This is a genomic window from Lentzea nigeriaca, assembly GCF_016907955.1.
Classification (GTDB): Bacteria; Actinomycetota; Actinomycetes; order Mycobacteriales; family Pseudonocardiaceae; genus Lentzea; species Lentzea nigeriaca.
In genome coordinates, this window is record NZ_JAFBCX010000013.1 from 61,518 (window position 1) to 75,055 (window position 13,538).

Genomic DNA, 13,538 nt, shown 5'->3' on the forward strand with positions numbered 1-13,538 from the left:
TTCTCGCCGATTTCGGAGAAGCGTCCCTCTCAGGCACTCGTCAATTCAAACAAACCGCATATTTCGACTCGATTCGATCGCGAATTCACGCAGGTGCTTTGGCGAACACCTCGATCTCGCCGAGGGTCAGGTATCCGGCCGGGCGTGCGGTGAGGACGACGCGGACCGCCGTCGCCGACACGTTCAGTGGGACCTCCGTCCGCACGCCGGTGACCTCGACCTCGCCGCTCGCGTCGACCCACGAGCCGTCGGCCGTGCGCACCTGAACCTTGGCGCTCTTGGCGATGCCGCCCTCGCCGTCGCGGTAGGAGTGCACGGCGACTCGGGTGAGATCACGTGTCTTCGGGAAGGTGTACGTGATGGTGTCGGACGGGTTCTTGGTGCCGGACTTCCAGTTCGACCACGCTTTCTCGTCCGTGACACCGTTGCGCAGGCGTTCCGCGGAATAGCCGGACTCGGTGTAGGTCGCGGCGACCGCCACCGCCGGGTCCGGTGCCGCGTTCACCTCGACGGGTTCGGTGACCTCCACGACCGCCGTGGCGGCGACGGTGCTGCCGTCGACGACCTGGGCGCGTCCGTTCACCGTCACCGTGCCGACCTTGTCGAACACGGCAGGTTCCCACGTGACGGGCAGTTCGGCTTGCCCGCCTCGCGTGCCGATCCCGGTGACGGTGGCGGGAAGATCCGGTTGCCCGCCGACGTACGTCTTGGCACGAGCCGGAACCGTGGACGCGATCGTGTCGACGGTGACCACGGCCAGCGCGGACAGCTTGTGCCCCAGCGCATCCGTCGCCGTCCCGCGTACCCGGACGGTGCCGGGCCGGTTCCACCGCGAGTCGGACGGGACTTCCCACACCACGGGCAGAGCGCCCCGTGCGCCGTCGCGATAGACCGGCGTCACGGTGGGCGGCAGTACGGGCCGCAGCTTCGGAACGGTGAACGCGGCGGCGTCCTGGGTCCGCAGCACGGTTTCGTCCGTCACGGTCCACCGCTGGCTCGCGCCCGACGTCGGAGGCTTCGCCGCCACGGTCTCACCGTTCGCGTCGATCAACGCACCGGTGGCGACGTTGACGAACGTCCAGCTGCCGTCACCGGTCGTGGACATGATCCACTGCGCGGCGGTGTCCCCTGCCGACTGCAGCACGACAGCGTCGCCCACGGCCGCGAGCCTGGTGCCGGACACCGCGTTGACGATCTCGTAGCGCTCGCGGTTCCCGTTGCCGTGCCTGAGCTTGCGCACCGACCACAGCTGCTTCCCGCCGGTGGCATCGGTCGTGCGGGCGACGGCACGGGTCCAGTCGTCGGACGGCTGCAGCGACTTCCCGCTCAGGGCCAGCCGGTACACGTGGCCGGGCTGCACCAGCGCGGCGTCGCGGGCCACGCCGGACACCCCGTCGACGACGAACGTCGTGACCGACTTCCCGGGCACGGTCAGCGTCGCCGACCCGCCGGAGACCCGCACGGAAGTGCCGCGCACCAGGGCACCGTCCACGCTGGTCACGACCGGGGTGACCCGAGCGTTGGCCGACACGGTCCGGAACCGGGAGAGGTCGAGCGTGACCGCGCGGGCGGCCGTGCCGTTGTTGACGTGCACGACGTTCGCGCCCTGGCCGAAGCGTTTCACCGCGGCGGCGGTCGACGGGTCGTCGGTCTTGACGAACCTGTCGCCCGGCCTGACGAAGTGGGTGAAGTTGCGGATGGTGTTGAACTTGGAGTTCGTCTTGATGGGGCAGGACTCCAGGGTGTCGGTGGGCCTGCAGTTGAACGGGATGTGGACGCTGCCCCAGTTCTTGCCGGCCGCCTGCTGCGGGATCGAGTCCTCGACCGGCTGCCAGAACACCCAGGCCGACGGTTCGAGCTCGCGGATGTCGTCGAGCATCCTGGTCGCGATGCCCAGACCCGGTTCCATGCTCGTGTAGTCCGTGGTGCCGTTGCCCCAGGTGCCCTCGACCTCGCTCATCCAGAGCTTCTCGTTCGCGCCCTTGGCGATGTCACGCACGCTGGTGCGCTGACCGGTGCCGTACGTGTGCACGTTGAGCTGGTCGATCACCTCACGTGCCGGGCCGTAGCCGTTCCAGTCGCGCACGAACGTGCCGGGGTTGGTTTCGTCCATTGCGGACACTTTCACCTTCGACCGCAGCCGGTCGAGCGCACGCCGGGTCGCGAGCAGAACCTCCTGCTGCAGCTCGGGTCCGGCGTGGGCGCCCTCCTGGCGTCCGCCGGTAGGCTGGCCGTCGGGACCGATCTGCGTGCCCCAGTAGTTCGTGTTCGGCTCGTTCAACGGGGCGAGCGTGTCGAACTTGATGCCGTGCGCGCGTTCCAGCTCCTGCGTCACGCGCGCCAGGTAGGTGGCGAAGTCGTCGACGCGGTCGCGGCGGATCTGGTCGGTGTTCGCGTCGAACCCGCCCGAGACGTAACCGCTGACGGTCTGGAACCAGGGTGGTGAGTTGCTGAACGCCTCCCACTTCGTGACCCTGCGCTTGATCTGGTCGACCCACCAGCGCTGGTTGGCGTCCGCAGCGAAGTCCCAGTGATCGGGGTTGTCCGGCCGCCACCAGTCCACGTCCGCGCGCGTCGTGCCGGGCGGGGCCTTCCAGAAGCCGTCCATCGTCGCGCCGACCTTCATGTAGTCCTTGCGGACGTCCGGCGCGTTGCCACCGCCGATGTTGTAGCGCGCGATGTTGAGCCGCAGACCGTCGTCGCCGAACAGCAGGTCCACGAGCTTGCGGCGGATGGGCTCCGGATAACCGCCGGTGATGTTGGCCATCCAGACCAGGCTCGTCCCCCAGCCCTCGAACTCCGGCTGCTGGTAGGACGGGTCGACGCGGACCACGATCCCGTTCTGGGGCACCGGATCCGCCGCTGCCGCCGGGGTGCCGAGGCCCGCGGCGACGAGCACGAACGCCAGCAGGAGTCTGGCCACGTCAGGCCCCCAGCCGGAAGTCGGCGACGCGGATCGGCGACGGCGTCGTGCCGGTGGAGGCCTGCTGGTACTGCACCGACAGGATCCCCTGCGACGCCACACGGGACGTGTCGACGTTGACCTCGCCGAACGCCTGCAGCGACGGCCGATCGAACACCGTCGTCCAGTCCGTCCAGCCGCTGGCCTTGCTCGCCGCCACGATCTTGCCGCGCGGCATCACCAGGTAGGCGTTGTCACCGCGGTCGAACACGATCTTCGTGCGCTGCGTGTGGTTCGGCGCGACCGGTACCTCCATCTTGGTCCACCTGCCGTCCGCGCCGCGGAAGACGTGGAACGTGCGGCCGTACTGGGCGCGCTGCTGCGCGTAGTTCGACACGCACTGGGTGAACCGCCCGGGCACGTAGCTGATCACCACGTGCGGGCGGCCCTCGGCGTCCACGGCCTGGCTCTCCTGGTTCATCAGGCCGTGGTTCGGGTCGAGCGGGTCCACCACGAGGCCGGGCGAGGTGACGCTCACCGGCGTGCCACCCGTCGTGCCGACCACGGTCCCGGCGCCGTTGCGCCACGTCCGGCCACGGTCGTCGCTGTAGACGTAGCCGGTGTCGTGGTTGGTGAGCCCGCCGGGGTTGCACAGCACCCCGGCATTGCCCTCACGCCAGGTGAAAGCCGCGTGCAACCGTCCACTTCGGTCATACGTCAGGCCGTGCAGGTACATGTTGCGGGTGGTGGAGACGACGCCGTTCGGGCCGGTGTACGACCCGGTGGCCGACGACCATCCACCGAGCTTGCGCCACGTACCGCCGGAGTACTCGGCCAGCTCGTTGACACCGTTGCCGGACCCGCCGGTGCGGTAGCTGAACTGCAGCCTGCCCTCCGGCGTCACCACGAACTGCGGGTAGGTCATCGACCCGAGCTCGACACCGCCGAGCGTCCGCTGCACCTCGCCGAACGCGGCGGCGTTCCACTGCCCCGCGCCGATCGCGAGGCCCGGCGTCGACCGCACGTAGAACAGGCGCGTGTTGTGCGTGTCCATCGCGACGTGAATCGTGTTGTCCTGCGGGGAAATCCCCATCGAGATCACGTTGTGCGAGTCGTCGACGCTCAGCTGGTGCGGCAGCACGACGGACTCCCACCGGGTGCTGCCCACGGTGCGCCGAGCGATCACGGCGTTGCGGCTCGCCGTGTACCAGGTGGCGTACTGACGGCCCTGGTAGGTCAGGATCGCGTCCTGCTGGAACGAGTTGTTGTTGACCACCCCGTCGTAGGAGACGAAGTACAGCGCCGAGGGGTCCAGCAGCGTGTCACCGACGAGGCTCACCGCCGGTGCCGCCGCGGGCGCCGCGGATCCGGGCACCGCCGGCGTCGCCAGCAGCACCGCGGCCGCCAGCACGACCGGCGCCGTTCTGCGTTTCATCTTCCACGTCCTCTTCGTCGAGGGATCAGCGAACTTCCAGGCGGCCGTTGAAGGCGACACCCGAGCCGGGCACATAACCGTTGCAGGGCACCGAGGACGTGGCGCTCGTGTCGCCACCGGCCCAGGTCCACGGCCCGTAGCCGACGCCGATGAAGCGCAGGCCGGACGGGTAGGCGTCGTAGCAGTCCACCGCGACGCGGAACCAGAAGTCGCCGGCGTGCGCGGGACACGTGGCCGTGCCGCCGTTGGACGCCGAGCCCGGTACCGGCGTCACCGTGCAGCTGCTCGGGTCGGCGTGGCCGGCGGCGGGTGTGAACGTCACGAGCAGAGCGGCGGCGGCCAGACTCAGAACTGTCTTCTTCACGGATCCCCCAGTTGATCGTGGAACGGGCCTGCTGATCGGCAGCGTGATGTCGAACAAAATCGAACGCAAGAGACTCCTCGTTCGATAACAGGGCCTGGCTCTGTGAAGGCAGTGGACCTCGCGGCCCCTTGTCGCGTTCGACGTCGAACTGTTCACTTGTGTTCATTTCTGTCTGAACATGGAGGTTCAGCGTGCGGCGCGCGATTGTTCTTGCGACAGTCATGTTGGTTGCGGCGGGTTCGATGACACCGATCGCCGCCGCCGTCGATCCCCCACCCGACGTGCACACCTACCTCGAAGATCCGCGAAAGATCGCCGAGGGCCAGGAGCCGCACCACGCGTTGCTGCTCCCGCAGGCCGATGTCGCATCCGCCGTGCGCGGGGATGAACGCACTCCGTTCACGCAGTCGCTCGACGGCAAGTGGCGCATCGCCATGGCGGACAAGCCCGCCGACGTTCCGGCGCGGTTCTACGCCGACGACTACGACACGTCCGGCTGGCGCACCGTGACCGTGCCGCACACCTGGCAGACCGACGGCCTCGACCACCCGATCTTCCGCAACATCGCCACCGAGGTCCAGCCGGACGACCCGCCCCGCGTTCCCCGTGACATCAACCCGACCGGCGCGTACGTCCGCGAGTTCGACGTGCCCGCGGACTGGACGAAGCGCGAGACGTTCCTGCGCTTCGAGGGCGTGACGTCGGGCTACTTCGTGTGGGTCAACGGGAAGTACGTCGGCTACGACCAGGGCGGCTACACCCCGGCCGAGTTCGACATCTCCCCCGCGCTGCGACCGGGCCGCAACAAGATCGCCGTCCAGGTGCACCGCTGGAGCGCCGGTTCCTACCTCGAGGACTACGACCAGTGGCGGTACTCGGGCATCTTCCGCTCGGTGTCGCTGTACTCGACGCCCGCGACGTTCATCCAGGACGTCACGCTCAGGACCGACCTCGACGCCACCTACACCGACGCGACACTCACCGCGGACGTGGAGCTGGGCCACAAGCCAGGTGGCACCACCGGAAAACACCGCGTCACGGCCAGCCTGCGCGACTCGAAGGGCGCGGAGGTCGCTTCGGCGAGCCAGGAAACCGAGAGCAGTACGGCAAGTCTGACGATGCCCGTGCGCAACCCCGCGAAGTGGACCGACGAGACGCCGAACGTCTACACCGTCGTGCTCACGCTGACCGCGCCGGATGGCAAGGTCACCCACATCACCAGTGACACCACCGGTTTCCGCAAGATCGAGATCCGCGACCGCACGTTGCTGGTCAACGGCAAGCGCGTGCTGTTCAAGGGCGTCAACCGCGCCGAGACCGACCCCGACCACGGCCGACACGTGCCCAGGAAGGCACAGGAACGCGACGTCGCGCTGATGGAGCAGCTCAACGTCAACGCCGTCCGCACCTCGCACTACCCGAGCGACCCGTACCTCTACGACCTGGCCGACGAGCACGGCATCTGGATCGACGACGAGGTCGACATCGAGACGCACAACCACGAGAACTGCTCGCGGTGGTGCCAGGCCAACCAGCCGGAGTGGCGCGACGCGTTCATGGACCGCATGATCGCCATGGTCGAGCGCGACAAGAACCACCCGAGCGTCTTCATGTGGGACACCGGCAACGAGGCAGGGCTCGGCGCGCACCACTACGACATGGCGAAGTGGGTCAAGGCCGCCGACCCGTCGCGTCCGGTCTACCACCAGTCCAACAACCCCGACGGTGACGCGCCGTTCGCCGACGTGTGGGGCCCGCGCTACCCGTCGCCGGAGCGGTTCGCGGAGCAGGCGAAGACCACGACCAAGCCGCTGATCTTCGGCGAGTACGCGCACGCGATGGGCAACAGCCTCGGCAACTTCCGCGAGTTCTGGGAGATCATCCGCGCCAACCCGCAGACCCAGGGCGGGTTCATCTGGGACTGGGCCGAGCAGAACATCAGGCAGAAGACCCTGATCACGCCGGACACGTCCGGCAACAACATCACCGCGCTGCTGTCCGGCGCGCCGAAGCTCGTCGACGGCCACCGCGGCAAGGCGTTGTCGTTGTCCGGGCTCGACGACTTCGTCGAGGTCTACCGCGACCGCAAGCTCGACATCACCGGTACCGCGCTGACGCTCGACGCGTGGGTCAGGCCGGGCAGGTGGACCGGGCAGTTCCCGATCATCGCGAAGGGCGACCACCAGTGGACGCTCAAGATGAAGAACGAGACCACGCTCGAGTTCTTCATCCACAGCGGCACGTGGCGCGCGGTGCAGGCGAAGGTGCCGGCCGACTTCTACGGCAAGTGGCACCGGGTCAGCGGCACCTACGACGGGTCCGCGCTGCGGTTGTACATCGACGGTGCCGAGGTCGGGAACCTGCCGTTCACGGGCACGATCGACTACTCGGCGGCGGACGTGAACATCGGCCGCGACTTCGAGATGTCGTGGAACGACCCCTCGACGGTCGCCCGGCTCTCCGCCGGTGACGTCGACGACGTACGGATCTACGACCGTGCCCTGTCCGCGGCCGAGCTGAACGCTGCGACGCCGGTCGGCGGAGCCGTGCTCGCGCTCGACTTCGACCGCGTCCAGGAGAAGGGCACGCACTTCGCGTACGGGTCGACGCTGTCCGGTGTGGACGGTCTGATCAACACCGATCGCACACCGCAGCCCGAGACCCTGCAGATGGCCTGGGCGCACCAGCCGATCCGGTACGCCTACTCCGGCGGCGTGCTGTCGGTGACCAACGAACGCCAGTTCACCGGCACCGACGACCTCACCCTGCGCTGGCGGGTCACCGAGGGCTCGCGGACCGTCAAGAGCGGCCAACAGCCGTTGCGGGTGGCGGCCGCGTCGACCGCGCAGATCACCCTGCCGGTACCGGTCGACGACGCCGACCGCGAGCGGTTCCTCACCGTCGAGGCGGTGACGTCCGGACACGTTCTGGCGCACGACCAGTTCTCGCTGGGCGGCAGCAGGATTCCCGGCCTGGACAAGGCGCCGCTCGACTGGGGCCTCGTGTTCACCCAGGAGGACGCGAACAAGGTCACGGCGACCGCGGCCGGTGCGGCGTACACGGTCGACAAGAAGACCGGTGCGCTGACGTCGATCAAGTCGTGGGGCCGGGAGCTGCTCACGAGCGGGCCGAAGCTCGACGCGTGGCGGGCGCCGATCAGCAACGAGACCTACACCTGGGGCCGTGCCGAGGGCGAGGACTGGCGCAAGGCGGGCCTCGACAGGATGGAGACCGCGGTCACCGGTGTCCGGGTGGAGAAGGACGGCGTCAAGGCCACGCGGATCGTCGTGGACAGCAAGGTCGCCGCTCCCGGTGTGAGCGGGGCGTGGTTCGACCAGACGATGGTCTACACGGTCGACTCGTCCGGTGTGCTGCGGCTCGGGCACCGCGTGACTCCGCAGGGCGGCATGCGCACGTTGCCGTACCTGCCGCGGATCGGCGTCCAGCTGTCCGTGCCGGACCGCTACTCGACGTTCTCCTGGTACGGCCGGAAGGCGGAGAGCTACGTCGACCGCAAGGACGGCACGCCCATCGGGGTGCACACCAGCTCGGTGGCCGACCAGTACGTCGAGTACCACCGCCCGCAGGACCACGGCAACCACACCGACACCAGGTGGGCACTGCTCACCGACGGCCGCACGTCCGGCCTGCTGGTGTCGGGTGCGCGGGAGGTCAGCGTGACGCAGTACGACGACATCGAGCGAGCCGCGTACCCGTTCATGTTGCAGCGCAACAAGGGCTACGTCACGCTGCACGCCGACCACGCCGTGACCGGTGTCGGCGACACCCCGAACCCGGTGCGGCAGCGCAGCCAGGTACGGCCTGACAGCACCTACGAGTACACGATCACCCTGCGGCCGCTGACCTCGCAGGAGGCCTGGTCGGGCCGACCGGCGGGAGCCTGACCGGACGAGGTGGCCCCGGTCCCGGCCGGGGCCACCTCTCTTTCACACCGCGTCCGTCCGATGTAGACGTTGCGGGCGCGGTAGACCGTCTCCGCCGTCGGCTCCGGACTGCCCGACGAGCGGCTTGAACCAGTTCCTGTTGTCCCCCTTGAACTCCAGGATGTCGCTTTCGGGCGGCCAGCCAGAACGCAGGCCGCGTCCCGCGGGCGGACGGCGCTGGAGCTCACGTACATCCTCGCCGTGCCGTTGTGATCGGATCCCCAGGGACAGCGGCAGTTCCACGCCGACTCCGACGCGCCGCAGCTGCCGAAGGAACCCGTTCCGATCACGTCCTCCCACGCCGCGCGTGGGCAGGGGTCGTGACGCTCGCCAGGAGAACGAACGCGAAAGTGCTTGCTGCGATTCTCATCTTTTAACTGTGCAGTAAAAAGTTGCTGCGACGTGACAACATCGTCGATTCGACGGCCGGTTCGATTCGACGTGAACGATGTGAGGGTGTGTCTCGTTCAGAACGGGTGACCGCGCAACGCTGTAGAAAGGGCCTCCTGCAGTGAAAGCCGAGTTACTCGATTCCGCCCTGCACGACCTGTCGCCACTGGACCGCGCGTTGTTCCAGTCGTTCGGCGCAGGGCCGACCCGGATCCCGCCGTTCCACCACATCCACCATGCGGTCGAGAAACAGGCCGCCCGACACCCGGACCTGACCGCCGTGGAACACCTCGGCGAGTCGGTCACCTACGCCGAGCTGAACCGCAGGGCGGAACTGCTGGCCGAGTTCCTGACCCGCGCGGGTGTGCGGCCGGGCGAGTGCGTCGGGCTGTTCCTCACCCGGTCGATCCCGATGGTCGTCGGCATCCTCGGCATCCTCAAAGCCGGTGCCGCCTACGTGCCGCAGGACGTCCGCATAGCTCCGGAAGTCCAGTTGCGACACATCGTTCGCACGGCTCGGATCAACTTCGTGCTCACCACCGGCGAGCACCGTTCCTCGTTGCCGGACAGCCTCGGCACGGTCATCGCGATCGACGAGGTGCCCGACGCGACCGCCTTCCGCCGCACCCTCACCGAGGACTCGCGCGTCGCGGCCGTCATCTTCACCTCCGGTACCACCGGACGGCCGAACGGCGTCCAGGTCACGCACGCCAACCTGTGCAACGTCCTGCTCACCGCGCCGGGATGTCTCGGCGTCACACCGGGAACCAGGGTGTCGCAGCTGCTCAACATCGCGTTCGACATGGCGATGTGGGAGATCCTCGGCACGCTCGCCCACGGCGGCACGCTCGTCATCCGGGGCAGCGACATCGAGCAGACGGCGAGCACCGTGGACGTGGTGATCGCCACGCCCAGCGTGCTCGCGTCGCTCGATCCCCGCACGTGCCGTCGCGTTCGCACGGTCGCCGTCGCGGGCGAGCGGTGTCCGCAGGCGCTGGCCGACACGTGGGCGCGCCAGGCCGTCTTCCACAACTCGTGCGGCCCCACCGAGGTCACGATCGTCAACACGGTGCAGCGCTACGAACCCGGCGGCGCGCTGACCATCGGCAAGCCCGTGCCGAACACGACCGTGTACGTGCTCGACGAGAACCTGAGGCCGTGCCGCATCGGCGAGGTCGGCGAGATGTGGGCGGGCGGCGCCTGCGTCACGGCAGGCTATCTGGGTGATCCTTCGCTGACGGCGGAACGGTATCGGCCTGATCCGTTCCTGGGGGGCGATCACCTGATGTTCCGCACCCGCGACCTCGGCCGGTGGACCCGCGACGGCCAGCTGGAGCACCACGGCCGCACCGACGACCAGGTGAAGGTGCGCGGGTTTCGGGTCGAGCTCGACGCCGTGACGTCGGCGCTGGAACGGGCGGCCGACTGCCGCCGGGCCACGACACTGCTGCACAACGGGACGCTCGTCGGGTTCATCAGCCCGGCCAGCGCCGTGCCGGAGCAGGCGCGCAGGGCCGTGGAGGAGCATCTGCCCTACTACTGCGTGCCCACGCTGATCGTGCCGGTCGACACGCTGCCGACCACCGAGCGCGGCAAGGTGGACCGCAGGGCGCTCCTGTCGCGTTTGGACGGACAGAAGGAAACGGTGGCATGACCTCAGTTCACGCCATCAGCCTTCCGCCCGCCGACCGCTCGCTGCGCACGATCCTGCGCCGTCGTCCGTTCACCCACCACAACCGGCTCCTGGCCGCCGTCGTGCTGGTCAACGTCTGCTTCGCCGGCTGGGCCGGTGATGCCGACCGGGTGACCGCGCTGGTCGTCGCCAACCTCACGCTGGCCGCGCTCATCCGGCAGCAGCTCGTGATCAACCTGCTGTTCCGGCTCGCCACCAGCGTGCCGAAGCACTGGCCGCTGAAGATCCGCTGGACGCTCGGCAAGGTCTACCACTTCGGCGGAATCCACGTCGGTGCCGCGATCTGCGCCACCGCGTGGTTCCTCGTTCTCGCCGTCACCACCGCGGGACCGCCGTTCGTCCTGGCGCTCACGTGGACGATCATGGCGCTGCTCGGCACGTTGGTCGTGCTCGCACTCCCCCGGCTACGGGCCAAGCACCACGACCTGTTCGAACGGTCCCACCGGTTCGGCGGGTGGACGGTGCTCGTGCTGTTCGGTGTGCTGGCGGCCACGTCGAACCCCGTCTTCCTCTGGCCCCTCGCCCTCGTCGTGGCCAGCGTGGCGTTGCCGTGGCTGCGGCTGCGGCGGGTTCCCGTGCACATCGTCAGCCCGTCACCGCACGTCGCCCTGGTGTCGTTCGACCACGGCGTCACGCCGTTCGCGGGCTCGTCGACGACGGTGAGCCGCAACCCGTTGCTGGAGTGGCATTCCTTCGCCAACGTGCCGGCGCCGGGCCGCAGCGGTTTCCGGCTCACGATCTCCCGCGCGGGCGACTGGACGGCGAAGTTCATCGCGGACCAGCCGAGCCACGTGTGGGTCAAGGGCATCCCGACCGCCGGCGTGGGCAACATCGACAAGCTGTTCACCAGGGTCGTGTGGGTCGCGACCGGCAGCGGTATCGGCCCGTGCCTGCCCCACCTGCTCGCCGGCGACACGCCGTCGGTGCTGGTGTGGTCGACCCGCAGCCCCCGCCGCACCTACGGCGACGCGCTCGTCGACGAGATCCTCGGCGTGCAGCCCGACGCCGTCGTCTGGGACACCGGCACCAGCGGCAAACCCGACCTGGTCGCGCTGGCGTACGACGCCTGCAAACGCTTCGACGCGGAAGCGGTCATCTGCATCTCCAACCAACCCACCACCTGGCACGTCGTCGAGGAGCTGGAGGCCAGGGGAATCCCCGCCTACGGCGCCATCTGGGACTCGTGAGGAGACCACTGTGGACTGTCAGACACTCCTGCTCGACGAGCACGACGGCGTCGTCACGGTGACGGTGAACCGTCCGCCGGCGCGCAACGCGTTGTCCGAGCAGACACTCACCGAGCTCCGCGACCTCTTCCGGGATCTCACCGGTCCTCGCGCGGTCCTGCTCACCGGTTCGGAAGGTCCGGCGTTCATCGCCGGTGCGGACATCCGCGAGATGGCGGCGATGACTCCGGAGGAGGGCGAGAAGTTCGGCGCGCTGGGCCAGGAGGTGACCCGGCTCATCGAGCAGCTCCCGGTCCCCGCGATCGCGTGCGTCGACGGGTATGCGCTCGGTGGCGGTTGCGAGATGGCCATGGCGTGCGACTTCATCTACGCCACCCGCAAAGCGGTCTTCGGCCAGCCCGAGGTGCTGCTGGGCCTCATCCCCGGCTTCGGCGGCTGCGTCCGCCTGTTCCGCCGGGTCGGCGTGGCCAAGGCGCGCGAACTGATCTACTCGGGACGCCGCGTCGACGCCGTCGAGGCGCACCGCCTCGGTCTCGTCAACGAGGTGTTCGACAGCCGCGAGGAGATGTTCGCCGCCGCCCGGCGCGTGCTCACCGACATCGCCGCGAACTCCCCCGCCGCGGTCTCGGCCTGCAAGTCGGTGATCAACGCCGTGGACGGCCTGGGCGTCGCCGAGGGCCTGCGGGCGGAGCTCGAGGCGTTCCGCCAGGCCTTCACCACCGACGACATGCGCGAGGGCACGGCGGCGTTCCTCGCCAAGCGCACGCCCGAGTTCCGGCCCTAGGAGTGCGCCATCAACGACGACCACAGCACCCTGCTCCGCGCGCTGCACGACGGCCATGCAGAAGCGCTCTGGCGATACGCCCTCCGCCTCACCGGCGACGAACAACTGGCCGAGGACGTCGTCCAGGAAGCGCTGCTGAGGGCGTGGCGCAACCCGGGCATCCTGGACCAGGGCAAGGCTGCCTCCAAGGCGTGGCTCTACGCCGTTGCCCGCAACTACGCCATCGACGAGTGCCGCAGCGCCCGCGCCCGCTGGGAGGTCGGCTCGGCCCGCCCGCCCGATCGCCCGCGCTCCGACCACATCGACAAGACGCTGGACGCCTGGCTCATCGCCGACGCCCTGTCCCAGCTCAAACCCGAGCACAGGGTGGTGATCGTGCGGGCGTACTACCGCGGCGAGTCGATCGCGGAGCTGGCCGAAGCGCTGGAGGTGCCACCGGGAACGGTGAAGTCCCGCCTGCACTACGGCCTGCGCGCGCTGCGGCTCGCACTGGAGGAGAACGGGGTGACCGGGCGGTGACATGCCCGTTCCACGAGTGGGACGTGGCCTACGTGCTGGGCTCGCTGTCCCCCGGCGATCACAAGGCCTACGAACGCCATCTGTCCCTGTGCCCGCCCTGCGAACACGAGGTAGGCGGGCTCGCGGGCACGGCGGGGCTGTTGGCCCGCATGCCCGCGGAGTGGGCCGTCGACTCGCTCACGCCCGCACCGGAGGTCCCGGCGACCGTCCTGCCGCGACTGGTGCGGACGGTCAAACGGCGCACCCTGGTGTACTCCGCGATCGCCGTGCTGGTCGCCGCCGTGGTCGGCGCGGTGCTCTCGTTCCTGCTGTGCCCGTGA

At 69.0% G+C, this 13,538-nt stretch carries 9 protein-coding genes; 6 read left to right on the forward strand and 3 right to left on the reverse strand.

What is annotated here, in order from left to right:
• Positions 1 to 85: 85 nt before the first annotated feature.
• Genes JOD27_RS33795 through JOD27_RS33805 form a run of 3 tightly spaced genes read right to left on the reverse strand, consistent with a single transcriptional unit; the run spans position 86 to position 4,701 of the window.
• Positions 86 to 2,923: a glycoside hydrolase gene (locus JOD27_RS33795; RefSeq protein WP_204766382.1), complete on the reverse strand. Its 2,838-nt coding sequence runs from the start codon at positions 2,921 to 2,923 to the stop codon at positions 86 to 88.
• 1 nt (position 2,924) lies between these two features.
• On the reverse strand, positions 2,925 to 4,337 hold the full coding sequence (locus JOD27_RS33800) for a BNR repeat-containing protein (protein WP_204766383.1): 1,413 nt from the start codon (positions 4,335 to 4,337) through the stop codon (positions 2,925 to 2,927).
• A 25-nt stretch (positions 4,338 to 4,362) separates the two neighbouring features.
• Positions 4,363 to 4,701 (reverse strand): hypothetical protein, encoded by a 339-nt coding sequence (locus JOD27_RS33805; RefSeq protein ID WP_204766384.1) that lies wholly within the window; start codon positions 4,699 to 4,701, stop codon positions 4,363 to 4,365.
• Positions 4,702 to 4,943: 242 nt separating this feature from the next.
• Between JOD27_RS33805 and JOD27_RS33810 the strand changes: the two genes are divergently transcribed.
• The 6 genes from JOD27_RS33810 (at position 4,944) to JOD27_RS33835 (ending at position 13,538) form a co-directional block, all read left to right on the forward strand.
• Positions 4,944 to 8,606, forward strand: a complete 3,663-nt coding sequence (locus JOD27_RS33810; RefSeq protein ID WP_239570149.1) for a glycoside hydrolase family 2 TIM barrel-domain containing protein — start codon at positions 4,944 to 4,946, stop codon at positions 8,604 to 8,606.
• A gap of 550 nt (positions 8,607 to 9,156) precedes the next feature.
• A complete protein-coding gene (locus JOD27_RS33815; protein WP_204766386.1) occupies positions 9,157 to 10,689 on the forward strand; it encodes an amino acid adenylation domain-containing protein in 1,533 nt (510 codons plus the stop codon).
• On the forward strand, positions 10,686 to 11,915 hold the full coding sequence (locus JOD27_RS33820) for an FNR domain-containing protein (protein WP_204766387.1): 1,230 nt from the start codon (positions 10,686 to 10,688) through the stop codon (positions 11,913 to 11,915). The genes JOD27_RS33815 and JOD27_RS33820 overlap by 4 nt, the downstream gene beginning before the upstream one ends.
• A gap of 10 nt (positions 11,916 to 11,925) precedes the next feature.
• Entirely contained in the window at positions 11,926 to 12,699 is a 774-nt protein-coding gene (locus tag JOD27_RS33825; protein WP_204766388.1) for an enoyl-CoA hydratase/isomerase family protein, read from the forward strand.
• Positions 12,700 to 12,708: 9 nt separating this feature from the next.
• The gene (locus JOD27_RS33830; RefSeq protein WP_204766488.1) at positions 12,709 to 13,218 is read left to right on the forward strand and encodes a sigma-70 family RNA polymerase sigma factor; all 510 of its coding nucleotides are present in this window, start codon (positions 12,709 to 12,711) and stop codon (positions 13,216 to 13,218) included.
• Complete coding sequence (locus JOD27_RS33835; protein WP_204766389.1) at positions 13,215 to 13,538, forward strand: anti-sigma factor family protein; 324 nt, start codon at positions 13,215 to 13,217, stop codon at positions 13,536 to 13,538. The genes JOD27_RS33830 and JOD27_RS33835 overlap by 4 nt, the downstream gene beginning before the upstream one ends.

Bases quoted from the DNA above. Each gene is read 5' to 3' on its own strand.
- JOD27_RS33800 (WP_204766383.1), bottom strand. From the start codon at position 4,337: ATGAAACGCAGAACGGCGCCGGTCGTGCTGGCGGCCGCGGTGCTGCTG.
- JOD27_RS33810 (WP_239570149.1), top strand. From the start codon at position 4,944: ATGACACCGATCGCCGCCGCCGTCGATCCCCCACCCGACGTGCACACC.
- JOD27_RS33820 (WP_204766387.1), top strand. From the start codon at position 10,686: ATGACCTCAGTTCACGCCATCAGCCTTCCGCCCGCCGACCGCTCGCTG.